This is a genomic window from Micromonospora sp. NPDC049903, assembly GCF_044460945.1.
Lineage (GTDB): Bacteria > Actinomycetota > Actinomycetes > Mycobacteriales > Micromonosporaceae > Micromonospora.
Window position 1 is genome coordinate 181233 of record NZ_JBITKL010000003.1, and the last position, 24619, is coordinate 205851.

Consider the following 24619-nt stretch of genomic DNA (forward strand, 5'->3'; position numbering starts at 1 on the left):
ACCCGCCGGAGGCCGCCTTTGTTCCCCACCGGCGGCCGACGTGAGTCAGCCCATTCCCCGCGCCTGCTCGAAGATCAGGCTGGTCTGGCTGTGCTGCACCGCCGGATCGACGGCCAGGTAGTCGAGGACGAAGTCCCGCAACGCCTCCGCCGACGCCGCCCGCACGTGCAGCACGTAGTCCTCCGCCCCGGCCACGTGGAACACCGACACCACCCCCGGCAGCCGGACCGAACGCGTCCGGAACGCGTCCACCGCCGCCCGCGCGTGCTCGGTGAGCCGCACCGACACCAGCGCCTGCAACGGCAACCCCACCGCCGCCGGATCCACCTCGGCGTGGAAACCCCGGATCGCCCCGCACTCCCGCAACGCCCGGGTACGCGCCAGACACGTCGACGGCGCCACCCCCACCCGCTCGGCCAGCGCGTTGTTCGGTAACCGCCCGTCGGCGGCCAACTCGGTCAGGATCGCGCGATCGGTGTCGTCCAGGGCCGCGAACGGCCGCACATCGTTCGGAACGAGGGGCATGACACCATCCTCCACTGAACATCATCACGCCCGATAGGGGTAAGAGCGAATGATCTTCGGAAGTATTGCCCCCTCAGTGCGTGATGTTCGATCCTTGCCGCCATGACGACCGTGGACACCCGAGCCGTGCACGCCGGCCGCGACGACCTCGCCGCGCTGGGCGTCCACGTGCCCCCGATCGACCTCTCCACCACCAACCCGCTGCCCTCGGTCCACGACGGCGGCGACGCGTACGAACTCCTCGCCACCGGCGGCACCCCGACCCCCGGCACCAGCGCCGTCTACCAGCGGCTGTGGAACCCCACCGTGGCCCGCTTCGAGACCGCCCTCGCCGAACTCGAAGGCACCACCGACGCGGTCGCCTTCGCCAGCGGCATGGCCGCACTCACCGCCGCCCTGCTGGCCGCCACCCGCGACGGGAAACGACACCTGGTCGCCGTCCGCCCGCTCTACGGCGGCACCGACCATGTGCTCGCCACCGGTCTGCTCGGCACCGACGTCACCTGGGCCCGTCCCGACGAGGTCGCCGCCGCGGTCCGCCCCGACACCGCCCTGGTCGTCGCCGAGACCCCCGCCAACCCCACCCTCGACCTCGTCGACATCCGCGCCCTCGCCGACGCCGCCGGCGACGTACCGCTGCTGATCGACAACACCGTCGCCACCCCGGTCCTCCAACAACCCGCCCGCCACGGCGCCGCGCTCGTGCTGCACAGCGCCACCAAGAGCATCGGCGGCCACGGCGATGTCCTCGCCGGCGTGGTCGCCTGCGATCCGCACTGGGCCGCCCGGCTGCGCCAGGTCCGCGCGCTCACCGGTGCGGTCCTGCACCCGCTCGGCGCGTACCTGCTGCACCGGGGACTGCAGACGCTGCCGCTGCGGGTCCGCGCCCAACAGGCCGGCGCGGAGAAGATCGCCGCCTGGCTCGCCGACCACCCCGCCGTCGCGCGCGTGCACCACCCCGGACTCGACGACCACGCCGGGCTGATCGGCCGCCAGCTCGCCGGTCCCGGCAGCCTGCTCGCCTTCCGGGTACGCGGTGGCGCCCCCGCCGCGGCGGCGGTCGCCGGTGCCTGCCGGCTGATCACCCACGCGGTCTCGCTCGGCGGCGTCGACACCCTCGTCCAGCACCCCGCGTCGCTGACCCACCGCCCGGTCGACGGCGACGCGAAACCCGACGGCGGCCTGCTGCGGCTCTCGGTCGGACTGGAGGACCCCGAGGACCTCTGCGTCGACCTGGCCCAGGCGCTCGCCACCGTCTGACCCGTCGGGGCGCGGTCAGCACTTCGGCCCGACGTGACGGTCCAGCACGGCGACCGCCTCCCGGCGCGCGACGGAGAGGCTGTTGCGGCGGTTCATCCGCCAGGCCACACCGAGCAGGTCCAGTGCCCACTGGCACAACGCCATGATGTCGGTCGACTCGTTGACGAACATGTAGCGCGGATAGACGTACGTCCGGCCCCGCACCGTGACCCGATTGGCGAACCGGCAGCCGTCGGAGTGGAACAGGCCGCGCAGGAAGCTGCCGGCGTGTGCCTGCACGATCGGCCGTTGCCAGGCCGTCAGCACGATCGGCCGGCGGTGTTTGGGGCCCGGACCGTGCTGCGGCAACAGGCACGGCCAGTGGGTGCCGTAGCTCTGCACGCTGACGCAGCCGGCGGACGGGACGCGTTGCACCGAGAAGGCGAGGACGCTTCTCATGGCGGTCTCGGCCGCGTCGACCAGCCCCGGCCAGGTCTGCGAACAGGCGATCCGGAGCACCGGCACCCGGGCGGCGGTGACCAGGTGTCCGTCACCGAGATAGAGACCGAGCAGGTAGGCGTACTGGCCGGGGTCTGTCGGATTCTCGACGTCGCGGCACCGGAAACAGCGCGCTGCCGTGCTCCGCTGCCTCGGCTCCGGCTGGACCCGGCACCAGTGGCGGACGGTGGGGTAGGGGAGCCCGACGACGCGGGCGACCTCCGCGACGGTCGCGCCGTCGCGGTGCAACCGCAGCGCTCGGAGACGCAGATCGGGTGGGTGCACCGGGGCATTCTCGAACGCCCGTGCGACACTTCTGGTGTCCCCGGTGGGACTCGAACCCACACTGTCGGAGGTTTGAGCTCCGTTTCTCTGCCAATTGGAATACGGGGACGTTCGCGCTCAACGCCTGTCGCGTCGGCCCATAGGTTACCCACTACGCTAGGAGCGGCGACACCCGGTACCGCGGGTGTCGGGCACAGACTGGGTGGGAGTGGCTCGTGGCCGAGACGCAGACGGATGCCGCGCGCAGGCGGGTGTTGATCGCCGAGGACGAGGCGCTGATCCGGCTGGACCTGGCCGAGATGTTGGCCGAGGAAGGCTACGAGGTGGTCGGGGAGGCCGGCGACGGCGAGACCGCCGTACGCCTGGCCGAGGAGCTCAAGCCCGATCTGGTCATTCTCGACATCAAGATGCCGATCATGGACGGACTGGCCGCCGCCGAGCGGATCGCCGGTGCCCGGATCGCCCCGGTGATCATCCTGACCGCGTTCAGCCAGCGTGACCTGGTCGAGCGGGCCCGGGCGGCCGGCGCGATGGCGTACCTGGTCAAGCCGTTCCAGAAGTCCGACCTGGTGCCGGCGGTGGAGATCGCCCTCTCCCGCTACTCGGAGATCGCCGCGCTGGAGGCCGAGGTCGCCGGGCTCAACGACCGGCTGGAGGTCCGCAAGAGCGTCGAGCGGGCCAAGGGCGCGCTGATGACCACCTACAACATGACCGAGCCGCAGGCGTTCAAGTGGATCCAGCGCACCGCGATGGACCACCGGATGACCATGAAGGAGGTCTCCGAGCGGATTCTCGCCGAGACCGCCGGTGGCGGCGAGGCCACCCGCCCGGCTCCCTGACCGCTCGCCGTCACGGGGCAGTCGCGATGCCGGGCGGCCGTTAGCATCTGGCGGCATGGGTGCCCGGCGTTCCACGCTGACGCGGCGATCCGGGGCGCGTCGTCTGGGCGTGTCCCGTGTTCGGCGGTTGTTCCTGGTGGTGAGTGGCCTGCTGGCGATGGTGCTGGCGGGGTGTCCGGCGCCGCAGCGGGACGACGCCGGCCCGCAGCCGGCACAGCTGCACTGGGAGCGCGTGGAGTTGCCGAGCCCGTCTGAGTCGGGCCGGGTCCTGGTGCGCGATCTGGTGGTGTGCGCCGGGCACTGGTATGCGGCCGGCGCGGTGGCGGATCCGGCCGGGGCCACCAGTCCGGCGGTCTGGTCCAGCCTGGACGGTGCGACGTGGACGCCGGTGCCGATGATCGCGGACTCGTTCTATGGACGGCAGAGTGTGCTGTTCTCCGTGGGCTGCCGGGACGGCGCGGTCGCCGCGGTCGGCGGCAAGGTCGGTGGCGCGCACGGCAATCCCCGGGTGAGCACCTGGTGGCAGCGTCGGGACGGCACGCTGGTCGAGGTGGCGGCCTCGTTCGAGTTGTACGGCGGCCCGAAGGCGGTCAACGTGTCCCGGTTGACCGGTGGCCCGGACGGGTGGTTGATCGTCGGGAACCGGGCCGGCGGGGCGGCGGCCTGGGTGTCGTCGGACGCGGCGGAGTTCGCGATCGTCGAGGGGGCGCCGGAGTTGGCCAGTGACGGCCAGGGCGTGACCTGGGCGTTCGACGCGGTGGCGGGGCCGTCCGGCTGGGTGGCGGTGGGCGGGCTGTTGGCGCCGGGGCGGATCGACCGGGATCCGGCGGCGTGGACCTCGCCGGACGGGCGTACCTGGCGGCGGACGGTCCTGCCGGGCGGCCAGGAGTACGAGGAGATGCAGCGGGTGGTCCTGGTCGACGGGGTGCCGCTGGGGGTGGGGTTGCGCGGGCGGGCGTTCGGCGCGTGGCGTCAGGAGCCGGCCGGGTGGACGGCGGCGGGCGGGTTCGGTCAGGTCGCGGGCGGGGTGCCGTCGGTCGGTGGGCTGGCCGTCTCCGGCGGGCAGGTGCTTGCGGTGGTCTCCGACGGCGAGCGGTACGGCGGTTGGCTCTCCGGCGACCGGGGTGACGGTTGGCGGCCGGTGGACCTACCGGTGGCGGCGCCGGTCGGGGCGGCTCGGGCGGTGGCTCTGTCGGCGGACGGTGGGCGGTGGTGGTTGGCGGTCGACGACGGGGTGCGGACCTCGGTGTGGGTGGGCCGCCCCGACCCGTCGTCGGAGTGATCCAGTCGTCACTCTCGGTGGTTTTCGAGGTGGAAACCTGATCTTCACGGGGGTGCCGTACGGCAGGTCCGGCCGGGCGTGTCGGCGGTGTTCCGGGGTGTTCCAACTGGCGGACAGGTGTCGGCTAACGACCGGTCAGCGGATTGACCTGTTACGGGAGTGGCAGGGTTGGCGTCTCTCTTCGTAACGGTTTCGCAGACCCCGCTCCGACCTCTTCCTTGGCCGAATGAGTGTGGGTACGCTCCGCCAGCACGAGCCGTAATGCAGGGGGCGTCCCTGCCCGGTGCGCGGTGGACGGGCCACACCTTGTCGCCGCCCCGCCGGGTCCCGGTGCCCACCTGCTTCTGGAGGAGGTCAGGAAGCCGTGAGGCGAAGCTATTCAAGGGCGCTGGGTACTGCCGCGCTCGCCGCGGTGCTGGTCGCCGCCGCTGGGTGCCAGGACGCCGGCGGCAGCGGCGACAACACCGCGTCCGGTGACTGCGGTGGCAAGATCGCCATCTTCGGTGCGTTCACCGGCGACAACGCGGGTCTGGTGCTGCCGTCGCTGAACGCCGCGAAGCTCGCGGTCAAGCAGCACAACGACGCGAACGCCGACTGCAAGGTCGAGATGGTCGAGTTCGACACCCAGGGTGACCCGGCGCAGGCCACCCCGGTCGCGAACCAGGTCGCGGGTGACAACTCGTTCCTCGGTGTCATCGGTGGTCACTTCTCCGGTGAGTCGGACGCCACCATGCCGGTCTACGAGGCCGCCGGTCTCGTGATGGTCGCCCCGTCGGCGACCCGGACCGACCTGACCCAGAAGGGCAACAAGTCCTTCTACCGGGTGGTCGGCAACGACGGCACCCAGGCGGGCGCCGTGGCGACCTACCTGAAGGGCGAGAACGCGCAGCGGGTCTTCCTGATCGACGACGCCAGCGCCTACGGCGCCGGTATCACCGCCGAGCTGACCAAGAACCTGGGTGCCACGATCGCCGCCAGCGACAAGATCCAGGAGCGGCAGTCGCAGTTCGAGGCGACGATCTCCAAGATCAAGGCGGCGAACGCCGACTTCGTCTTCTACGGTGGCTACACCCGTGAGGCCGCGCCGCTGGTCCGCCAGATGCGTGCCGCCGGTGTGCAGGCGAAGTTCATCGGTCCGGACGGCCTGTACGACCCGGCGTTCCCGGCCGGTGCGTCCGGTGGCGCCGACGGCTCCATCATCACCTGCCCGTGCCTCCCGCCGGACAAGGCCGGTGGCACCTTCACCGCCGACTACCAGGCCGAGTACGGCCAGCTGCCGGGTTCGTACGGCGCTGAGGGCTTCGACGCCGCGCAGATCTTCATCGACGCCTTCAAGGACGGCAAGAACACCCGTGCAGACGTCCTGGAGTACGTGAAGAGCTACGACAAGCAGGGCGTGTCGAAGTACATCAAGTTCGACGCCAACGGCGACGTGGACCCGTCGAGGGTTGTCATCTGGGCCTACCAGATCAAGGGCACGGAGATCTCTCCGCTGCAGGAGCTCAAGCTCAGCTGACGAACAGTATCGGGGTGCGGCCGGGGTGATCCCCCGGCCGCACTCGATGCAAGGAGACCTGGTGAATTTCGCGGACCTCTTCAGCCACATCGGTCAGCACACCGTCGACGGGTTGTCCAAGGGGGCGATCTATGCCCTGATCGCTCTCGGCTACACCCTGGTGTACGGCGTCCTGCGCCTGATCAACTTTGCTCACTCCGAGGTTTTCATGGTGGGCACCTTCGCGGTGCTCGGCCTGTGGACGGCCTTCGGGGTGGAGAACAACCCGCCGCTCGGTCAAGCGGTGCTCTTCCTGGTACTCGGCCTGATAGTCGCGGCGATAGCCTCCGGCGGCACGGCCCTGGCGATCGAACGGGTCGCGTACCGACCGCTGCGGCGCAAGAACGCGCCGCCCCTCATCTTCCTGATCACCGCGATCGGTCTGTCGCTGGTGTTGGTGGAGGTCTTCGGCCTGGTGTTGCCGAAGCTGCTGGGCGATCTGGTGCCGTCCATGTTCGGCCGCGGCCGGATCATCCTCGGCATGCCGACGATCATCGAGCAGAAGACCCTGTTCACGATCGGCAACACGGAGATCAACAACGTTCAGTTGATCGTGATCGTGTCCGCGGTGGCGATGATGGCGGTGCTGGACTGGTTCATCAACCGCACCCGGTACGGCCGGGGTGTGCGGGCGGTGGCGCAGAACCCGGAGACGGCGGCCCTGATGGGCGTCAACCAGGAGCGCGTGATCATGCTGATCTTCGTGCTCGGTGGCATCATGGCGGGCGCGGCGGCGCTGCTGTGGGGCATGCGTTTCGGCTTCACGCAGAACAGCATCGGTTTCGTGCTCGGCCTCAAGGCGTTCACCGCGGCCGTCCTCGGCGGCATCGGTAACCTGCGCGGCGCGTTGCTGGGCGGCCTGTTCCTCGGCATCGTCGAGGTCTACGGCGCCACCATCTTCGCGTCCAACTGGGAGGACGTCATCGCCTTCGTGGTGTTGGTCGTGGTGCTGATGTTCCGCCCGACCGGCATTCTGGGCGAGTCGCTGGGGAGGGCCCGAGCATGATCGACAAGATTCGTGACCTGGACCGTAAGCGCACCAATGCGCTGCATTCGGTCGGCGACCGGTGGCGGGCACTGCCGAAGTGGCAGCGGTCGCTGTCCTTCGTGGCCTTCGTGATCTTCCTCTACTACCTGCCGCTGCTCGGCATCCCCGGCCTGACCTGGCTGCGCACCGACTCGATCTCGGGCGGTAGCAACTGGGCCGGTGTGCTGTTCACCTGCGCCATCTACGTGTTGGTGGCGATCGGTCTCAACGTCGTGATCGGCCTGGCCGGTCTGCTGGACCTGGGCTATATCGGCTTCTTCGCCATCGGCGCGTACGCAGTGGCGCTGTTCGGCTCGGTGAACTCGCCGGTCGTGAAGTGGATCCAGGCGGAGTTCAACCTCCCGACGACCTGGGCGGTGGCCTGGGCGATCTGTGTGTTCATCGCGTTGGTGATGTCGCTGATCTCCGGGGTGATCCTGGGCTGGCCGACGCTGCGACTGCGCGGTGACTACCTGGCCATCGTGACGCTCGGCTTCGGCGAGATCATCCGGATCGTGGCCCGCAACCTGGAGGGCGTCACCCGGGGCCCGCAGGGCATCTCGGCGATTCCCGGGCCGGAGGGTCCGCCCTCGCCGGACAACCAGGTCTTCGGGCTGGTCGACGTCAAGCCGTGGTACTGGCTGGCGATCAGCGTCGTGCTGCTCATGGTCTTCGCGGTGCGCCGGCTGGAGAACAGCCGGGTCGGCCGGTCCTGGCTGGCCATCCGGGAGGACGAGGACGCCGCGGCGGTGATGGGTGTCTACCCGTTCAAGTTCAAGCTCTGGGCGTTCGCCATCGGTGCGGCGCTCGGCGGTTTCGCCGGCTTCCTGTTCGCCAGCCGGTACGCCTTCATCGACCCGACCCAGTTCAACGTGAACCTGTCCATCCTGTTCGTGGCGATGGTCGTGGTCGGTGGGTCCGGCAACATGGTCGGCGTCTCGGTGGGCGCGGTGCTGCTGGCGTACCTTCCGGAGCGGTTCCGTGAGGTCGCCGACTACCGGTGGCTGGCCTTCGGTCTGGCCATGGTGCTGGTGATGATCCTGCGTCCGCAGGGCCTGATCCCCAGCGGACGGCGGGCCCGTGAGCTGAAGGACCGCGCGGCGGAGGCAGAGGAGGCGCCCGCTCATGTCTGACGAGACCAACACCCCGTCCGACGAGACCGAGACCCCGGCGGCGCCGAAGATCCCGGCGCAGCCGGGACCACGCAAGACGCTGCTGGAGATCGACGACGTCACGCTGCGCTTCGGTGGCGTGGTCGCGCTCAACGGGATCAGCTTCGAGATCAAGGAAGGCGAGATCCTCGGCCTGATCGGGCCGAACGGCGCCGGCAAGACCACCTGCTTCAACGTGATGACCGGGGTCTACAAGCCGACGTCGGGCGCGGTCCGGTTCCGCGGTGAGCGGGTCACCGGCCGTAAGCCGCACCAGATCAGCCGGATGGGCATCTCCCGGACGTTCCAGAACATCCGGTTGTTCCCGGAGATGTCCGCGCTGGAAAACGTCATGGTCGGGACGGACTCCCGGCACAAGACGAGCGTGCCCGGCGCGCTGTTCCGGCTCTACCGGGTGCGGCCCAAGGAGGAGGAGCTGCCGCAGGTCACCGCCTCCGGCGGGATCGTGCGGACCTGGCAGCAGGTGCGGCGTTCCTTCGCCAAGACCTTCGGTCTGTCCCGGCACATCCTGGAGGAGCGGGCGGCCGAGGAGAAGGCGATGGAGCTGCTGCGCTTCGTCGGCATCGCCGACCGGGCGAACGACGCGGCGCGCAACCTCCCGTACGGCTACCAGCGACGACTGGAGATCGCCCGGGCGCTCGGCACCGAGCCGAAGCTGCTCTGCCTGGACGAGCCGGCGGCCGGGTTCAACCCGGCCGAGAAGGAGGATCTGCTCGGGCTGATCCGCCGGATCCGGGACAAGGGCGTGACGGTGCTGCTGATCGAGCACGACATGCGGCTGGTGATGGGTGTCACCGACCGGATCGTGGTGCTGGAGTTCGGCAGCAAGATCGCCGATGGTCTGCCGGCCGAGGTCAGTCGAGACCCGCGGGTGATCGCGGCGTACCTGGGGGAGCCCGCCGATGCTGCTTGAGTTGAACGACGTCAGCGTCTCGTACGGTCGGATCGAGGCGTTGCACGGCATCAGCCTCACCGTCAACGAGGGCGAGGTGGTGGCCCTGATCGGTGCCAACGGCGCCGGCAAGACCACCACCATGCGGGCGATCTCCGGTATCCGTTCACTGTCCGGCGGTCGGATCACCTTCGACGGCGAGGACATCAGCAAGCTCCGTGCCGACCTGCGGGTGGTCCGGGGTCTGTGCCAGTCACCCGAGGGTCGGCAGATCTTCCCCGGCATGACGGTGCTGGAGAACCTGGACATGGGGGCGTACACCCGGCGGGACCACGCCGGCATCGCCGCCGACCTGGAGAAGGTGCTGGAGCTGTTCCCCCGGCTGCGCGAGCGTCGCAAGCAGGCCGGTGGCACGCTCTCCGGCGGTGAGCAGCAGATGCTCGCCGTCGGTCGGGCGCTGATGAGCCGGCCGAAGTTGCTGCTGCTGGACGAGCCGTCGATGGGCTTGGCCCCGATGATCATCCAGCAGATCTTCGACATCATCGTGGAGATCAACCAGCAGGGCACCACGGTGCTGCTGGTGGAGCAGAACGCGCAGCAGGCGCTCTCCCGCGCGCACCGGGCGTACGTCCTGGAGACCGGGCGGATCGTCAAGGAGGGAACCGGGCAGGAGCTCCTGCACGACCCCTCGATCAAGGAGGCGTACCTGGGCGTGGCCTAGTCGCCGCGTGCCGTCGACGGCCGCCCGTCCCCGTGTCCGGGGGTGGGCGGCCGTCGACGTTTCCGGTCGGCCGCCGGTGCCGCCGCGCGGGGGGTGTCGGGGGTACGGGCTAGAGTCGCTGCCGTGACAGCTACGACGCCGCGCCTGCTCCTCGTCGACGGACACTCCCTGGCATACCGGGCGTTCTTCGCCCTGCCGGTGGAGAACTTCTCCACCACGACCGGGCAGCCGACCAACGCCGTCTACGGCTTCACCTCCATGCTGATCAACGTGCTGCGCGACGAGCAGCCGACGCACATCGTGGTCGCCTTCGACGTGTCCCGCCGTTCCTTCCGCACCGAGAAGTACGCGGAGTACAAGGCCGGCCGCAGCGAGACGCCGACCGACTTCAAGGGCCAGGTCAGCCTGGTCAAGGAGGTCCTGGAGGCGTTGCGGGTGCCGGTGGTGGAGAAGGAGGGCTACGAGGCCGACGACGTCATCGCCACGCTCGCCTGCCAGGCCCGTGACCAGGGCATGCCGGTGCTGATCTGCACCGGTGACCGGGACGCCTTCCAACTCGTCGGCGACCACGTCACCGTGCTCTATCCGCGTAAGGGCGTCTCCGACCTGGCCCGGATGGACCCGGCCGCGATCGAGACGAAGTACGGCGTCGGCCCGCAGCGTTACCGCGACCTGGCCGCGCTGGTCGGCGAGACCAGCGACAACCTGCCCGGTGTCCCGGGCGTCGGCCCGAAGACCGCGGCCAAGTGGATCAACACGTACGGCGGGGTGGAGGGTGTGATCGCCCGCGCCGACGAGATCAAGGGCAAGGCCGGTGACAGCCTGCGCGAGCGGCTGGCCGACGTGATCCGCAACTACGAGATCAACTGCCTGGTCACCGACCTCGACCTGCCGGTGCGGCCGGAGGACGCCCGCTGGCAGGGGTGGGACCGCGAGGCGGTGCACCAGGTCTTCGACACCCTCCAGTTCCGCATCCTGCGGGACCGGCTCTACCAGTACCTCGACGCCGTGGAGCCGGAGGCGGAGGCCGGCTTCGACCTGACCGGCGAGGTGCTCGCCGCGCCCGGTGCGCTGGCCGGGTGGCTGGAGACGCACGCGACGGCCGGCACGCCGGTCGGCGTCGCGGTGAAGCTGGACACCGGCCCCAACCGCCGGCACACCGCCGCGGTCACCGGCATGGCGCTGGCCACCGCCGACGGCGCGGCGGCCTGGTTCGACCCCGCCGCGCTGGCGCAGGACGACGAGACCGCCCTGGCGGGGTGGCTGGCCGACGAGAGCCGGCCCAAGGTGCTGCACGACAGCAAACCGGCCGTGCTGGCCTTCGGCGCGCACGGCTGGTCCCTGGCCGGCATCGCCCGGGACACCCAGATCGCGGCCTACCTGGCCCGCCCGGACCAGCGCTCGTACGACCTGACCGACCTGGCGCTGCGCTACCTGCACCGCGAGCTGCGGGTCGACACGCCCGACGACGGCCAGCTCACGCTGGACGGGCTGGGCGGTGACGGCGAGGCCGAGCAGAACCTGATGCTGCACGCCCGGGCCACCCTCGACCTGGCCGAGGCGATCGACGCCGAGCTGTCCCGCGACGGGGAGCAGTCGGCGCGGCTGATGGCCGGGGTGGAGCTGCCGCTGATGCGGGTGCTGGCCGCCATGGAGCGCATCGGCATCGCGGCCGACACCGACTACCTCTCGGAGTTGGAGGCGCACTTCGCCGCCGAGGTGAAGGCCGCCGCCCAGGGCGCGTACGCGGTGGTCGACCGGGAGTTCAACCTGGGTTCACCCAAGCAGCTCCAGGAGATCCTCTTCGGTGAGCTGAACCTGCCCAAGACCAAGAAGATCAAGACCGGTTACACCACCGACGCGGACGCCCTGCAGTGGCTCTACGCGCAGACCGAGCACCCGTTGCTGCACCACCTGCTGCGGCACCGTGACGTGGCCAAGCTCAAGTCGACCGTGGACGGTCTGCTCAAATCGGTCTCCGACGACGGGCGCATCCACACCACGTTCAACCAGACGGTGGCCGCCACCGGCCGACTCTCCTCCACCGAGCCGAACCTGCAGAACATCCCGATCCGCACCGAGGAGGGGCGCCGGATCCGTCGCGCGTTCGTGGTGGGCGAGGGATACGAATGCCTGCTCACCGCCGACTACAGCCAGATCGAGATGCGGATCATGGCGCACCTGTCGACGGACGACGCGTTGATCGAGGCGTTCAACTCCGGCGCCGACTTCCACGCCGCCACCGCCTCGTCGGTCTTCGGGGTGCCGGTCACCGAGGTCACGCCGGACCAGCGCCGCAAGATCAAGGCGATGAACTACGGCCTGGCGTACGGGTTGAGCGCGTTCGGTCTGTCCCAGCAGCTCGGCATCACCGCCGAGGAGGCGCGGGGACTGATGGAGGACTACTTCGCCGGGTTCGGCGGGGTCCGCGACTACCTGCACGAGGTGGTGGCGCGGGCCCGCCAGGACGGCTACACCTCCACCATCCTCGGTCGCCGCCGATACCTGCCCGACCTGGTCAGCGACAACCGGCAGCGGCGTGAGATGGCCGAGCGGATGGCCCTCAACGCCCCGATCCAGGGCTCGGCGGCGGACATCATCAAGGTCGCCATGCTGCACGTCGACACCGCGTTGCGGGAGGCGGGCCTGGGGTCCCGGATGCTGTTGCAGGTGCACGACGAACTGGTCTTCGAGGTGGCGCCGGGCGAACGGACGGCGCTGGAGGAGCTGGTACGCCGCGAGATGGGTGCGGCCTACCCGCTCTCCGTGCCGCTGGAGGTGTCGGTCGGCGAGGGCCGGGACTGGAACAGCGCCGACCACTGACCCGTACGGCGGTCAGCGGTCAGACGGTGAGCGCGGTGTCCGGGGACGCGGCCGGCGTGGCGGTGTCGAGGCCGGTGGCCGGGGTGGCGTCGCGCAGCGCGGCGGCGAGCCGGTCGCGGAGCGCCACCTGGGCGGCGATGCGGGCGTCCAGCACGGCCAGACGGTCCCGGGCGATCCGGAGCCCGACGGGGGAGGGCGCCGCGGCGGCCACGTCCCCGTCGAGGCAGGGCAGGAACGCCCGGACGTCGGTCAGCGTCAGCCCGGCGGCCAGCAGGTGCCGGATGTTGCGGACCCGGACGACGGCCCGGTCGTCGTACTCGCGGTAGCCGTTGGCGGTCCGGTGCGAGTCGATCAGGCCGTGTTCCTCGTAGTGGCGCAGCGCCCGGGGCGTGCTGCCGGTGACCCGGGCCAGTTCCCCGATCCGCAATCCGGGCACCGTCCTCTCATGCGACGACCGCTCCGCCGTCGACCGGCAGCACCACCCCGGTGACGAAGGCGGCTGCCGGTTCGCAGAGCCGCAGGATCGCCCACGCTACCTCCTCGGGGTGGCCGATCCGGCCCAGCGGGGTGTGCGCGAGCTGCCAGGCGCGTACCGCCGCGCGCTGTTGCGGGTCGAGGCCCTGGTGCGTACCGATCGGGGTGTCGATCGCGCCGGGGGCGACCGCCACCACCCGGATGCCGCGCGGCGCCAGTTCCACCGCCCAGCTTCGGGTCAGCGAGTCGAGGGCGGTCTTGCCGGCGGCGTAGAGCGCGGAGCCGGGCCAGGCGCGCTGTCCGACCGCCGTGGTGACGTTGACGATCACGCCCCGGGTGGCGGTCAGCGCCGGAACGGCGGCGTGCGCCAGCCGGACCGGGGCGAGCAGGTTGGTCTCCAGTTGCCGGCGGGCTGCCGTCTCGTCCAGGTCGGCCAGGTCACCGCCGCCGGCGATGCCGGCGTTGTTGACCAGTACGTCCAGGCGTCCGTGGCGGTCGACGGCGGCGCGGAGCACCCGGTCGGGCGCGTCGGCGGCGGTGACGTCGACGGCCAGCGGGGCGATCAGCGGGTGGTCGGCGGCGGTCTCCGCCAGCGGCGCGGCGCGGCGGCCCACCGCGATGACGTGGGCCCCGGCGGAGCTGAACGCCCGGGCGGCGGCCCGGCCGATTCCGGTGCCGGCACCCGTCACGACGACGACCCGGCGTGGCATGTGATCGTTCATGCCGCGATCGTCCGACCTTGCCGTCAGTGGCAGGGTCAAGCCGCACCTCGGCCGGGGCAGGTCCGCCGAGGTCGCCGCGCCGGGCTGCGCGGAACTCGGCACGCTCGACCGCACCTGGGTCGGGGCGCTGGCCGCGTCGGGATCAGCGTGCCGGGCCGCGCCGGTTCTTCGGTGGGCTGCCGTGTCGTTCCAGTGCCTTGCGGGACGGGCCGCCGGGCGGGGGCAGCGGGGCCTTGACCGGGTCGTGACCCCAGTTCATGAGCGAGTACCGCCAGCGTGTCTCGCGGACGTCGCCGCTGGGTCGCTGGGCCATGTGCCGCCGGACGTAGCCGACGACCTTGCGCATGTGCTTGTAGTCGGCCGCGCTGAGCTGGTCCCGCTTACGGCGGAGCAGGTCGACGATCCGGCGGCCGGATTCGTGGCCGACCGACTCGCCGCCCTCGGTCCCCTTCTTCTGCCAGCCGACGTGCTTGGACTCCGGCGTCTCCAGCCACTGCTGGAGCTCGCCGGGCTTCATGTTCACCGCCTCGGTGAACTCCCGGTAGGTCTGCTGGTCGTCAGTCCCGCTCACGGCGCAGCACCTCCGGATGGTGGGCGACGTCCCGGCCCGAGTCGTCGTTGCGGATGCGGTACTGCGGGGCCTGCGGGGACGCGTCGACGGTGTGTCCGCGTACCCGGGTGCGTTCGGTCAGTTTCTCCTGCACCACGCCGTGCGCCCGGCCGCTGTGGCTGGCCCAGGAGACGTGGTCGCCTCGGCGGAACTCCTTCTCGGCCATGTCGCGGGTTACCCGGGGGAGTGGGACGGAAACGGCGGCTACGGGCGCGCGCCGACAGTTCGGTCGGGTCGCTCGGTGACGAAGATCGCGGTGCCGGGGAAGAGCCGGCCGCGCAGCGGGCTCCACTGCCCCCAGATCCCCTCGTGTCCCGCCGGCCACTCCGGCTCCACCAGGTCCACCAGGCGGAATCCGGCACCGACCAGTTCGCGGATCCGGTCGCCGAGGGTGCGGTGCTGCTCGACGTAGGTGGCCACGCCGCCCTCGTCCTGCTCCACGTACGGCTGCCGGTCGAAGTAGGAGTGCACGGCGGTCAGTCCGCCTTCGCCGGGGTCGTCGAGGAAGATCCAGCGCATCGGGTGGGTGACCGAGAAGACCCAGCGACCGCCGGGGCGCAGGATCCGGTGCACCTCGCGCATCAGGGCCGCCGAGTCGTCGACGAACGGCACCGCGCCGAACGCCGTGCAGGCGATGTCGAAGCTGGCGTCGGCGAAGGGCAGCGCCAGCGCGTCGGCCTGGGCCAGCGGTACGCGTACGCCGCTGCGCTCGGCGGCGCGGGCGGCGTGGCGCAACATGCCGGCGGACAGGTCCACCGCGACCGGGTGGGCACCTTCGGTGGCCAGCCAGCGGGCGCAGGACGCCGCGCCCGCGCCAACCTCCAGCACCCGGCGTCCAGCCAGCTCGCCGAGCAGCCGGGCGTCGGCCTCGCGCAGCCCCTCCGGGCACCAGACGAAGTCCACGTCGCCCAGGAAGGCCCCGTGTTCGGCCTGGTAGGCGTCGGCGTCGGTGTCCCACCAGCGGCGGTTGGCGTGGCGGATCTCGGCGTCGCCGACCCGGCGCCGGGTCACCCGGTTGTCGTCGTTCACCCGCTCACGCTAGGCGTCCGGAGGGGGTGGTACGACGGTGGGCCGGGGTGTCGTGGCACCGGCTGGCCGAAATCTCCGCTTTCGCGGGTGGTGAGGTGATGAGGAGACGGGAGGGCTTGCACGCTGTGGTAATGCAGCGGGTAGGGTAGACGATGCGCTCGCGGATCGTGTGCCTCGGCAGGGAGCAGGTGCGCGGTCGACGGAGTCACATCAAGATCTCGTTCAGCGATTTCCGGGTGGTGGGTCCGCCGGCGGATCCGTTGGCGCGCACAGGTCACCGCGACACCAGCCTGCTGTGACACACCATCCGACCGGAGCAACCGCCCACATGACGAGCAGCATCGAGGCCCCCTCGAGCGCCACCAAGGTCACCGTCGACGATCTCGGCTCTGAGGAGGCTTTCCTCGCCGCGATCGACGAGACCATCAAGTACTTCAACGACGGCGACATTGTCGAAGGCACCGTCGTCAAGGTCGATCGGGACGAGGTCCTGCTCGACATCGGCTACAAGACCGAGGGTGTCATCCCCTCTCGTGAGTTGTCGATCAAGCACGACGTGGACCCGGCAGAGGTCGTCTCGGTCGGTGACCACATCGAGGCCCTCGTCCTCCAGAAGGAGGACAAGGAGGGTCGGCTGATCCTCTCCAAGAAGCGGGCGCAGTACGAGCGGGCCTGGGGCACGATCGAGAAGATCAAGGACGAGGACGGTGTCGTCCGCGGTTCGGTCATCGAGGTGGTCAAGGGTGGCCTCATCCTCGACATCGGGCTGCGCGGCTTCCTGCCCGCCTCCCTGGTCGAGATGCGGCGTGTGCGCGACCTGCAACCGTACGTCGGCCGCGAGCTCGAAGCCAAGATCATCGAGCTGGACAAGAACCGCAACAACGTGGTCCTGTCCCGTCGTGCCTGGCTGGAGCAGACGCAGTCCGAGGTGCGCACCGAGTTCCTCAACAAGCTCCAGAAGGGGCAGGTCCGCAAGGGCGTCGTCTCCTCGATCGTCAACTTCGGCGCGTTCGTCGACCTCGGCGGCGTGGACGGTCTGGTGCACGTCTCCGAGCTGTCCTGGAAGCACATCGACCACCCCTCCGAGGTGGTCGAGGTGGGCCAGGAGGTCGAGGTCGAGGTCCTGGACGTCGACCTGGACCGCGAGCGGGTCTCGCTGTCGCTGAAGGCGACCCAGGAGGACCCGTGGCGGCAGTTCGCCCGCACCCACGCGATCCAGCAGATCGTGCCGGGTAAGGTCACCAAGCTGGTGCCGTTCGGCGCGTTCGTCCGCGTCGACGACGGCATCGAGGGCCTGGTGCACATCTCCGAGCTGGCCGAGCGCCACGTGGAGATCCCCGAGCAGGTCGTGCAGGTCGGCTCCGAGGTCATGGTCAAGGTCATCGACATCGACCTGGAGCGCCGCCGGATCTCGCTGTCGCTCAAGCAGGCCAACGAGGGCTTCGTCGAGGGCGAGGAGCACTTCGACCCGACCCTCTACGGCATGGCCGCGACGTACGACAACGAGGGCAACTACATCTACCCGGAGGGCTTCGACCCGGAGACGGGCGAGTGGCTCGAGGGGTACGACAAGCAGCGCGAGACCTGGGAGAACCAGTACGCCGAGGCGCGGCAGCGCTGGGAGGCGCACCAGAAGCAGGTGCAGACCTCTCGGGCCGCCGAGGCCGAGGCCGCTGCCAACCCGCAGCCCGCCCCGACCGGCACCACCACCTCGACCAGCGCGGCCCCGAGCCGTCAGGCCGAGGAGCCCGCGGGCACCCTGGCCACCGACGAGGCGCTCGCCGCTCTGCGGGAGAAGCTCGCCGGCGGTAAGTGACCCGCTGCTGACGACGACGGGCCCCGCCCCGACCTGGATCAACCGGGTCGAGGCGGGGCCCTCGCCGTCGACCGGCCCGCACGCGCGACCCCCGCCACCCGGGCTTGGCGCAACCGTCCTGGTCAGGTTGACTGGTGCCGTGTTGAAGATCGGACTCACCGGCGGGATCGGCTCGGGCAAGAGCGCGGTGGCGCGCCGGCTGGTCGAGCGCGGGGCGGTACTCGTCGACGCCGACCGGATCGCGCGGGAGGTCGTCGCCCCCGGCACCGACGGGTTGGCCGAGGTCGTCGCGACCTTCTCCGAACGGGTACTCGCCGCCGACGGCACCCTGGACCGGGCCGCCCTCGGCGAACTGGTCTTCGCCGACGAGTCGGCCCGCCGCCGGCTGGAGGCCATCGTGCACGGCCGGGTGCGGGCCCGTACGGCGGAACTGGTCGCCGCGGCGCCACCGGACGCCGTGGTGGTCAACGACGTGCCGCTGCTGGTGGAGGTGGGGCTGGCCGCCACGTACCACCTGGTGGTCGTGGTGCGCGCGGAGGTGGAGACCCGGCTGCGCCGGTTGGCCCGCGACCGGGGGATGAGCCGCGACGAGGTGGAGCGGCGGATCGCCGCGCAGGCCGACGACGCCCGACGCGCGGCGGCGGCGGACGCGCTGCTCACCAACGACGGCACCCTCGACGAGTTGCACGCGGCGGTCGACGCGCTCTGGCGGGACCGGCTGGTGCCCTACGAGGCCAACCTGCGGCAGCGACGGCCGGTCCGGCTGGACCGGGTACGCCTGATCGAACCCGATCCGACCTGGCCGCAGCAGTACGCCCGGCTGGCCGCCCGGATCCGGCACGCGGTCGCCCCCGCCGACCTGCGCGTGGACCACATCGGGTCGACCGCGGTCACCGGACTGGCCGCCAAGGACGTCGTCGACATCCAGCTCAGCGTGTCGTCGTTGGCCGAGGCGGACGGGCCGATGGCCGACCGGCTCGCCGACGCCGGGTTCCCCCGGTTGCCCGGCGAGTGGTGGGACACCGCGCGCACCGGCGGCGGCCGGTGGGAGAAGCGGCTGCACGGCAGCGCCGATCCGGGCCGTCCGGTGCACCTGCACATCCGGGAGACCGGCTCACCCGGCTGGCGGTACGCCCTGCTGATGCGCGACCACCTGCGCGCCGATCCGGACCGGCGGGCCGCGTACCTGGGACTCAAGCGGGAGCTGGCCGCCTCCGCGCCGGAGAGCGGCGCGTACGCCACGGCGAAGGACCCGTGGTTCGACGAGGAGCACCTGCGCGCCGAGGAGTGGGCCGCCCAGACGGGGTGGCGTCCCTGACCGGACGCTCTCAGGTCGGCGGGGTCAGCCGGGGCACCCGCTCGACGGTCAGGTCGAGCTGTGCCCAGGCCCCGGCCGGGGTCCGGGCCTCCAGTCGGCGCAGCAGCCCGGTGCGGTCCACCCAGTAACGGGTCGGTCCCCGGGCGGTCTGGACCTCGACGACGTCCACCGGGACGCCGTCGTGGCTGTCGCCGCGCACCCGGCGGGTACTGCCCTGCGGACCGGTGCCCCGGGCGGCCCGCAGCGCGGCGGACACCAGCGGATCCAGCGCCGAGGTGGGATGCGGGCCGGTCCGCCAGCCGGTGGCCGGGGGTGGCAGCGGTGGCCGTGCCGCCGGATCCGTGGCGGGCCGGGTCTCGATCCGCGTCACCGCATGTCGGTCGTGCCGGACCAGGACGCGGCGGTCCGTGGCGTCGAGTTCGGTGACGCCCAGGTACGCGGTGCCCGCCGTCCAGCTCAACCAGCCGGAGCCACGCAGGTCGAGGCCGGTGCCGACCGGGCCGACCAGGGTGACGGTGGCGCCACCGGCGGCGCGCAGTCGGGCCGGCAGCCGTCGCCAGCGGTCCCGCTCGGCGGTGGTGAGGGCACGGGGCAGGCCGGGTCGGCCGCCCAACGCGTCGACCGGGCGCAGCGTGGGTCGGTCGGCGCGGTGCACTTCCAGGTGCACCGTGCCGACGCCGGGCAGTGCGGTCTCGAGCCGGTGCAGCCGTCCGGCCGCGTCCAGCCAGTACCGGGCGGTGTCGCCGGGGGCGGTGCGGGGCGCGGCGGTGGGCGACCCGGTCGGGGAGGGGGCGGGGCGCGGCAGGGTCGCCTCCAGCACGTCGACCGTCTCGCCGTCGACCTGCTCGTGTCGCAGCCAGCGGCCGGTCAGGTGGTCGGCGGGTTCGGGCCGGTCGCGGGCGAGGTCGAAGAGCAGGTGAAGCAGGGGGGCGAGGCTCGGGTCGGCGGGCAGTCGCCAGCCGCCGCCCGGGGGCATCAGCGGTGGCATGGCGGGGGTCGACATCGCCTCCGGGTCGGGGCGGACCACGGTCACCGTGGGGGTGGCCTGGGCCAGTCCGCGCAGCGGGCCGGCGCCGGGACCGCTGACGTCGAGGTAGACCAGTCGGCGGGCCCAGTCGACCCAGCCGAGCAGGTCGGTGCGGCCGGCGGTGCCGCTGACGGTGAGGTGCAGCCCGGCGCGGACGTCCCGGTAGTTGACGACCCGCATGGCGGCCAACCGGTCCCGCTCGGCCGCCGTCAGCTCGCGGGCGGGCGGCGCGGCGGGCGTCCAGTTCACCAGCGTCGCGACCAGGGTGACGGCGGAGGCCGCGGCGGTCAGTGCGAGTGCGGCCAGGACGACGCGGCGACGTCGGGCGGCGGCCTGCCGGAACTGCTCGACCTCCTGGTCGGCGCCGGTGAGGTCGTCGTCCTCGGCCGGGTTGCCGGCCGCCGGGTCGAGCATGCCGTGCACCACGGCCGCCCGGCGGACGCCGGGGCGCGGTCGGGGTGCTCCGGTGGCCGGATCGGGCCCGGTCAGGCCCAGGATCGCCGGTGGGGTGATGCCGGAGCGGTGCCGACGGGCACCGGCGCGGTGGCGGCGGCTGTCCCGTCCGGAGGGGCCGTCCGTCGGACGGTCGGCCGTGAGGTGCGCGTCGGCCGTCGTGTGCGCGTCGGCCGGGGTGTGCGCGTCCGGCGGGATGCGCGCGTCCGCCGGGGTGTGCGCCGGAGGCGGGGTGTGCGCGTCGGGCGGGTCGCCGGGGCCGGTGTCGTCGGAGGCCGGTCGTGAGGTGTCCTTCACGGGAGGTTGAACGGGACGGACCGGGCTGGGGTGACGAGGTGGCGGCGCTCGCGGCGGCCGGTCTGCGCGTTCGGCGCGACCACGTCGGGCGCGCACGCCGGGCATGCCGGGTGCTGCGGCCTTCGGTGCCGGGGGCGGCGTGGCCTGTGGGGCCCGCCACCGGCCCGGTCGGCCGCCGCGAGCGGCCTACGGAAAAATCGTAGCCGGGTGAGAAGAACCACACAATGAGAATATCGAAGCCGATCAGGTGCCGCCTGTAGTCGCGGCGGAGTGTCGGTCCCCGGGCGTACGGTTGACGTCATGGCGCTCGACATTCCCCGGCTCGACGGCCGTTTCCAGGTCGTCAGCGATTTCCAGCCGGCCGGTGACCAGCCGGCGGCGATCGACGACCTGGAGCGACGGGTCCGCCGTGGTGACCGGCACACGGTGTTGCTCGGCGCGACCGGCACCGGCAAGAGCGCCACCACCGCCTGGCTGGTCGAGCGGCTGCAACGGCCCACGCTGGTGCTGGCGCCCAACAAGACGCTCTGCGCCCAGCTCGCCAAGGAGTTCAGCGAGCTGCTGCCGGACAACGCGGTGGAGTACTTCGTCTCGTACTACGACTACTACCAGCCCGAGGCGTACATCCCGCAGACCGACACGTACATCGAGAAGGACTCCTCGATCAACGAGGAGGTCGAGCGGCTGCGGCACTCGGCCACCATGTCGCTGCTCACCCGGCGCGACGTGGTGGTGGTGGCGACCGTCTCGGCGATCTACGGCCTGGGCACCCCGGAGGAATACCTGGACCGCGCGGTGCGGGTCGCCGTCGGCCAGGAACTCGACCGGGACCAGTTGCTGCGCCGGCTGGTCGACATCCAGTACACCCGCAACGACATGGCCTTCCAGCGGGGCACGTTCCGGGTCCGGGGCGACACGTTGGAGATCATCCCGGCGTACGAGGAACTCGCCGTCCGCATCGAGCTCTTCGGCGACGAGGTGGAGAAGCTCTACTACCTCAACCCGCTGACCGGGGACGTGGTGCGCGAGGTCGACCATCTGCTGATCTTCCCGGCGACGCACTACGCCGCCGGGCCGGAGCGGATGGAGCGGGCGGTCCGCGACATCGAGGCCGAGTTGGGTGAGCGCCTGGAGGAGCTGGAGCGGCAGGGCAAGCTGCTGGAGGCGCAGCGCCTGCGGATGCGCACCACGTACGACATCGAGATGATGCGGCAGGTCGGCTTCTGCTCCGGCATCGAGAACTACTCGATGCACATCGACGGCCGGTTGCCCGGCAGTCCGCCGCACTGTCTGCTCGACTACTTCCCCGACGACTTCCTCACGGTGGTCGACGAGTCGCACGTGACGATCCCGCAGATCGGCGGCATGTTCGAGGGCGACGCCTCGCGTAAGCGGATGCTGATCGACCACGGGTTCCGGCTGCCCAGCGCCGCCGACAACCGTCCGTTGCGCTTCGACGAGTTCCTGGAGCGGGTCGGCCAGATGGTCTTCCTGTCGGCCACCCCGGGGCCGTGGGAGCTGGAGCACGCCCAGGGTGAGTACGTCGAGCAGGTGATCCGCCCGACCGGCCTGGTGGACCCGGAGGTCGTGGTCAAGCCCACCAAGGGCCAGATCGACGATCTGATGCACGAGATCAAGCTGCGCACCGAGCGCGACGAGCGGATCCTGGTCACCACGTTGACCAAGAAGATGGCCGAGGACCTGTCGGACTATCTGCTGGAGAACGGCATCCGGGTGCGTTACCTGCACTCCGAGGTGGACACGTTGCGTCGGGTCGAGCTGCTGCGGGAGTTGCGCCGGGGCGACTACGACGTGCTGGTCGGCATCAACCTGCTGCGGGAGGGTCTGGACCTGCCCGAGGTGTCGTTGGTGGCGATCCTGGACGCGGACAAGGAGGGCTTCCTGCGCAGTGGCCGGTCGTTGATCCAGACCATCGGTCGGGCGGCCCGGAACGTCTCCGGCCAGGTGCACATGTACGCCGACAAGATCACTCCGTCGATGGCGGCCGCGATCGAGGAGACCGACCGGCGCCGGGCCAAGCAGATCGCGCACAACGAGGCGCACGGGATCAGTCCCGAGCCGCTGCGCAAGAAGATCCACGACATTCTCGACGACATCTACCGCGAGGCGGAGGACACCGAGGCGACCCGGGTCGGTGGTGCGGTGCGTCAGTTGTCGCGGGGCAAGGCGCCGGTCAAGGAGACCCGCAGCCGGTCCCGAGGCGGTGCGGCCACCCCGGCTCGCGAGGGCATGGCGCGGGCCGAGTTGGCGCAGCTCATCCAGGAGCTCAACGACCAGATGCTGGCTGCCGCGCGGGAGTTGCAGTTCGAGTTGGCCGCCCGGATCCGCGACGAGGTCGCCGACCTCAAGAAGGAGTTGCGGGGGATGGACGCTGCCGGGGTGACCTGACCGCCGCAGCGGGTGTGGTGGCGCGCGGTGATATCGGTTCGTTGCATAGCGCAAGCGAGGTATTGCCGTGCGTGACTGTCCTGCGTACTCTCCGACGGTGGGGAGGCCGGGATGCCGTTGTCAGCAAGTCCTGTCATCCGCCGGGTACGGCTCGGTGCAGAGTTGCGCCAGCTACGCCGCGGGGAGTCGCTCACCTTGGAGCAGGTCTGTGGTCAGCTCGGGTGGGCGTCCACGTCCAAGTTGTCCCGCATCGAGCTGGGCCAGAGCCGGCCGGACCTGGCCGACGTGCTCGACCTGCTCGACGTCTATCAGGTGCCGGCACCGCAGCGTGAGGCGTTGATCGTCATCGCTCGGGACGCGGCGGCCGGTCGCGGCTGGTCCCGGGCGCTGGGTGAGATGGGGGAGCGGCAACGCGCGTACGCGGAGTTGGAGGCGGGTGCGGCCGGCATCGTCGAATACCAGCCTGCTGTGCTGCCCGGGTTGTTGCAGACCCCGGCGTACGCCCGGCTGAGGCTGACCGCCGCGGCGCTGATCGCTCCCGAGCTGGACCTGGAGGCCGAGGTGCGGGCTCGCGGGCTGCGGCAGCAGGTGCTGCGTCGGGACGATCCGCCGCACTACACGGCCCTGCTGGACGAGCGGGTCTGCGCCCCCGACGGCATGCCGGTGGACGTCTGGCGGGAGCAGGTGTGGCACCTGGTGGCGTTGACCGAGCTGCCGCACGTCACCATCCGGCTGGTGCCCGGTGACGCCGCGCCGCACCACGGTGTGCACCCGCTGGCCGGGTTCTCCTGGTATGTCTTTCCCGATCCGGCGGATCCCCGCACGGTGATGCTGGAGACGCTCACCACCGACCTGCGGTTGGTCGCCGAGGCCGACATCGCGCGCTACGAACGGATGATCGACTGGCTGTCCGCGGTGGCGCTGCCGGCCACGGAGACCGCCTCGGTGCTGGCCCGGCAGGTCGAGCGGCCGGAGATCCCCCGGCCCGCCGACCCCGTCGAGGACGCCGTGCCGCCACCCGCCGAGGAGGCCCCGGCCGTGGAGCGCGACGCGGAGCGCCTCGCCGGCTGACGCGGCCCGCTTCTGACGGGACGCGGGTGATCGGATGGGGACGCGCGGCCGTCGGGCCCGGCGCGCCCCCGAGCCCGTCGGGACCGGCGACCGCGCGTCGCGGGCACGATAGACGAGGGGTACGACACTTCCCGGGTGGCAGCCCGGCAGCCGGTGTCGTCAGGCGGGTACGTCGACGAAGTGCTCGACGAGCGGCGGACCGGCGAAGTACGGGCCGATCAGCCCGCGCCACTGCGCGAAGCGGTCGGTCTGCCGGAAGTTGACCTCGTGCGCCTCGACCGAGTCCCACTCGACCAGCAGCACGAACCGGGTGGGGGACTCGACACCCCGGGTCATCCGGACCGACCGGCAGCCGGGCGTGTCGGCAAGGACCGGGTGCGCCGTGCGGTACGCGGCGGCGAACTCGTCCTCCTGCCCGGGAATCACGTCGATCAGCGCGACTTCAAGCACCATGTCAGCAGCCTCGCACGGCGGCGGGGTCGAGGTGGCCGCCGGGGTCTGTTCCGCCGCCGGTCGGCGCTCTAGGGTGAGCCCG

At 71.4% G+C, this 24619-nt stretch carries 22 protein-coding genes and 1 tRNA gene; 13 read left to right on the forward strand and 10 right to left on the reverse strand.

Annotated features, from left to right (window positions below; genetic code table 11):
• Positions 1 to 45: 45 nt before the first annotated feature.
• The gene (locus tag ACIBO1_RS08590; RefSeq protein WP_131053250.1) at positions 46 to 525 is read right to left on the reverse strand and encodes an Lrp/AsnC family transcriptional regulator; all 480 of its coding nucleotides are present in this window, start codon (positions 523 to 525) and stop codon (positions 46 to 48) included.
• 102 nt (positions 526 to 627) lie between these two features.
• Between ACIBO1_RS08590 and ACIBO1_RS08595 the strand changes: the two genes are divergently transcribed.
• On the forward strand, positions 628 to 1785 hold the full coding sequence (locus ACIBO1_RS08595) for a trans-sulfuration enzyme family protein (protein ID WP_396742771.1): 1158 nt from the start codon (positions 628 to 630) through the stop codon (positions 1783 to 1785).
• 15 nt (positions 1786 to 1800) lie between these two features.
• Here the strand turns inward: ACIBO1_RS08595 and ACIBO1_RS08600 are convergent, their stop codons facing one another.
• Together ACIBO1_RS08600 and ACIBO1_RS08605 are read right to left on the reverse strand one after the other, a co-directional pair.
• The gene (locus ACIBO1_RS08600; protein ID WP_396742774.1) at positions 1801 to 2547 is read right to left on the reverse strand and encodes a helix-turn-helix domain-containing protein; all 747 of its coding nucleotides are present in this window, start codon (positions 2545 to 2547) and stop codon (positions 1801 to 1803) included.
• A gap of 32 nt (positions 2548 to 2579) precedes the next feature.
• Positions 2580 to 2656 (reverse strand) — tRNA-Leu (locus ACIBO1_RS08605).
• A gap of 106 nt (positions 2657 to 2762) precedes the next feature.
• Between ACIBO1_RS08605 and ACIBO1_RS08610 the strand changes: the two genes are divergently transcribed.
• From ACIBO1_RS08610 to polA, 8 genes are all read left to right on the forward strand, one after another.
• Positions 2763 to 3386 carry an ANTAR domain-containing response regulator gene (locus ACIBO1_RS08610; RefSeq protein WP_396742777.1) on the forward strand — a complete coding sequence of 208 codons (624 nt, stop codon included), beginning with the start codon at positions 2763 to 2765 and terminating at the stop codon, positions 3384 to 3386.
• Between the two features lie 109 nt (positions 3387 to 3495).
• On the forward strand, positions 3496 to 4668 hold the full coding sequence (locus ACIBO1_RS08615; RefSeq protein WP_396742779.1) for a hypothetical protein: 1173 nt from the start codon (positions 3496 to 3498) through the stop codon (positions 4666 to 4668).
• 364 nt (positions 4669 to 5032) lie between these two features.
• Positions 5033 to 6184, forward strand: coding sequence for a branched-chain amino acid ABC transporter substrate-binding protein (locus ACIBO1_RS08620; protein WP_396742782.1), 1152 nt, complete (start codon positions 5033 to 5035; stop codon positions 6182 to 6184).
• Positions 6185 to 6230: 46 nt separating this feature from the next.
• Positions 6231 to 7229, forward strand: coding sequence for a branched-chain amino acid ABC transporter permease (locus tag ACIBO1_RS08625; protein WP_396743294.1), 999 nt, complete (start codon positions 6231 to 6233; stop codon positions 7227 to 7229).
• Positions 7226 to 8383 (forward strand): branched-chain amino acid ABC transporter permease, encoded by a 1158-nt coding sequence (locus ACIBO1_RS08630; RefSeq protein ID WP_396742785.1) that lies wholly within the window; start codon positions 7226 to 7228, stop codon positions 8381 to 8383. The genes ACIBO1_RS08625 and ACIBO1_RS08630 overlap by 4 nt, the downstream gene beginning before the upstream one ends.
• Positions 8376 to 9335: an ABC transporter ATP-binding protein gene (locus tag ACIBO1_RS08635; RefSeq protein WP_396742788.1), complete on the forward strand. Its 960-nt coding sequence runs from the start codon at positions 8376 to 8378 to the stop codon at positions 9333 to 9335. The genes ACIBO1_RS08630 and ACIBO1_RS08635 overlap by 8 nt, the downstream gene beginning before the upstream one ends.
• Positions 9325 to 10035: an ABC transporter ATP-binding protein gene (locus tag ACIBO1_RS08640; RefSeq protein ID WP_131053259.1), complete on the forward strand. Its 711-nt coding sequence runs from the start codon at positions 9325 to 9327 to the stop codon at positions 10033 to 10035. Before ACIBO1_RS08635 ends, ACIBO1_RS08640 begins: the two co-directional genes overlap by 11 nt.
• Positions 10036 to 10158: 123 nt before the next feature.
• Positions 10159 to 12858, forward strand: a complete 2700-nt coding sequence (gene polA / locus ACIBO1_RS08645) for a DNA polymerase I (protein ID WP_396742792.1) — start codon at positions 10159 to 10161, stop codon at positions 12856 to 12858.
• 19 nt (positions 12859 to 12877) lie between these two features.
• Here polA and ACIBO1_RS08650 read toward each other — a convergent pair whose 3' ends face one another.
• From ACIBO1_RS08650 to ACIBO1_RS08670, 5 genes are all read right to left on the reverse strand, one after another.
• Positions 12878 to 13294, reverse strand: a complete 417-nt coding sequence (locus tag ACIBO1_RS08650; protein WP_396742795.1) for a MerR family transcriptional regulator — start codon at positions 13292 to 13294, stop codon at positions 12878 to 12880.
• A gap of 7 nt (positions 13295 to 13301) precedes the next feature.
• The gene (locus ACIBO1_RS08655; protein ID WP_396742798.1) at positions 13302 to 14054 is read right to left on the reverse strand and encodes an SDR family NAD(P)-dependent oxidoreductase; all 753 of its coding nucleotides are present in this window, start codon (positions 14052 to 14054) and stop codon (positions 13302 to 13304) included.
• 142 nt (positions 14055 to 14196) lie between these two features.
• Positions 14197 to 14625, reverse strand: coding sequence for a DUF3140 domain-containing protein (locus tag ACIBO1_RS08660; protein WP_396742801.1), 429 nt, complete (start codon positions 14623 to 14625; stop codon positions 14197 to 14199).
• Complete coding sequence (locus tag ACIBO1_RS08665; RefSeq protein WP_396742803.1) at positions 14612 to 14830, reverse strand: DUF2945 domain-containing protein; 219 nt, start codon at positions 14828 to 14830, stop codon at positions 14612 to 14614. Before ACIBO1_RS08665 ends, ACIBO1_RS08660 begins: the two co-directional genes overlap by 14 nt.
• Before the next feature lie 38 nt (positions 14831 to 14868).
• Positions 14869 to 15693: a class I SAM-dependent methyltransferase gene (locus tag ACIBO1_RS08670; protein WP_396742806.1), complete on the reverse strand. Its 825-nt coding sequence runs from the start codon at positions 15691 to 15693 to the stop codon at positions 14869 to 14871.
• 328 nt (positions 15694 to 16021) lie between these two features.
• Here ACIBO1_RS08670 and rpsA point away from each other — a divergent pair, with 328 nt between their 5' ends.
• Together rpsA and coaE are read left to right on the forward strand one after the other, a co-directional pair.
• Complete coding sequence (gene rpsA, locus ACIBO1_RS08675; protein ID WP_117227135.1) at positions 16022 to 17509, forward strand: 30S ribosomal protein S1; 1488 nt, start codon at positions 16022 to 16024, stop codon at positions 17507 to 17509.
• A 139-nt stretch (positions 17510 to 17648) separates the two neighbouring features.
• On the forward strand, positions 17649 to 18827 hold the full coding sequence (gene coaE / locus ACIBO1_RS08680) for a dephospho-CoA kinase (protein ID WP_396742809.1): 1179 nt from the start codon (positions 17649 to 17651) through the stop codon (positions 18825 to 18827).
• Between the two features lie 10 nt (positions 18828 to 18837).
• Here the strand turns inward: coaE and ACIBO1_RS08685 are convergent, their stop codons facing one another.
• A complete protein-coding gene (locus ACIBO1_RS08685; RefSeq protein ID WP_396742812.1) occupies positions 18838 to 20604 on the reverse strand; it encodes a hypothetical protein in 1767 nt (588 codons plus the stop codon).
• Positions 20605 to 20904: 300 nt separating this feature from the next.
• On the opposite strand from ACIBO1_RS08685, the gene uvrB reads away from it, so the two are divergent.
• The gene (gene uvrB / locus ACIBO1_RS08690) at positions 20905 to 23013 is read left to right on the forward strand and encodes an excinuclease ABC subunit UvrB (RefSeq protein WP_396742815.1); all 2109 of its coding nucleotides are present in this window, start codon (positions 20905 to 20907) and stop codon (positions 23011 to 23013) included.
• 111 nt (positions 23014 to 23124) lie between these two features.
• On the forward strand, positions 23125 to 24084 hold the full coding sequence (locus ACIBO1_RS08695) for a helix-turn-helix domain-containing protein (RefSeq protein WP_396742818.1): 960 nt from the start codon (positions 23125 to 23127) through the stop codon (positions 24082 to 24084).
• Positions 24085 to 24243: 159 nt separating this feature from the next.
• Here ACIBO1_RS08695 and ACIBO1_RS08700 read toward each other — a convergent pair whose 3' ends face one another.
• Complete coding sequence (locus tag ACIBO1_RS08700; protein WP_350696498.1) at positions 24244 to 24537, reverse strand: antibiotic biosynthesis monooxygenase; 294 nt, start codon at positions 24535 to 24537, stop codon at positions 24244 to 24246.
• Positions 24538 to 24619: the final 82 nt, after the last annotated feature.

Excerpts from the sequence above, each read along its gene's own strand:
- ACIBO1_RS08635 (WP_396742788.1), top strand. The coding sequence starts at position 8,376 with ATGTCTGACGAGACCAACACCCCGTCCGACGAGACCGAGACCCCGGCG.
- ACIBO1_RS08625 (WP_396743294.1), top strand. The coding sequence starts at position 6,231 with ATGCAAGGAGACCTGGTGAATTTCGCGGACCTCTTCAGCCACATCGGT.
- rpsA (WP_117227135.1), top strand. The coding sequence starts at position 16,022 with ATGACGAGCAGCATCGAGGCCCCCTCGAGCGCCACCAAGGTCACCGTC.
- ACIBO1_RS08665 (WP_396742803.1), bottom strand. The coding sequence starts at position 14,830 with ATGGCCGAGAAGGAGTTCCGCCGAGGCGACCACGTCTCCTGGGCCAGC.
- uvrB (WP_396742815.1), top strand. The coding sequence starts at position 20,905 with ATGGCGCTCGACATTCCCCGGCTCGACGGCCGTTTCCAGGTCGTCAGC.
- ACIBO1_RS08700 (WP_350696498.1), bottom strand. The coding sequence starts at position 24,537 with ATGGTGCTTGAAGTCGCGCTGATCGACGTGATTCCCGGGCAGGAGGAC.
- ACIBO1_RS08655 (WP_396742798.1), bottom strand. The coding sequence starts at position 14,054 with ATGAACGATCACATGCCACGCCGGGTCGTCGTCGTGACGGGTGCCGGC.
- ACIBO1_RS08630 (WP_396742785.1), top strand. The coding sequence starts at position 7,226 with ATGATCGACAAGATTCGTGACCTGGACCGTAAGCGCACCAATGCGCTG.
- ACIBO1_RS08640 (WP_131053259.1), top strand. The coding sequence starts at position 9,325 with ATGCTGCTTGAGTTGAACGACGTCAGCGTCTCGTACGGTCGGATCGAG.
- ACIBO1_RS08590 (WP_131053250.1), bottom strand. The coding sequence starts at position 525 with ATGCCCCTCGTTCCGAACGATGTGCGGCCGTTCGCGGCCCTGGACGAC.
- ACIBO1_RS08695 (WP_396742818.1), top strand. The coding sequence starts at position 23,125 with ATGCCGTTGTCAGCAAGTCCTGTCATCCGCCGGGTACGGCTCGGTGCA.
- ACIBO1_RS08595 (WP_396742771.1), top strand. The coding sequence starts at position 628 with ATGACGACCGTGGACACCCGAGCCGTGCACGCCGGCCGCGACGACCTC.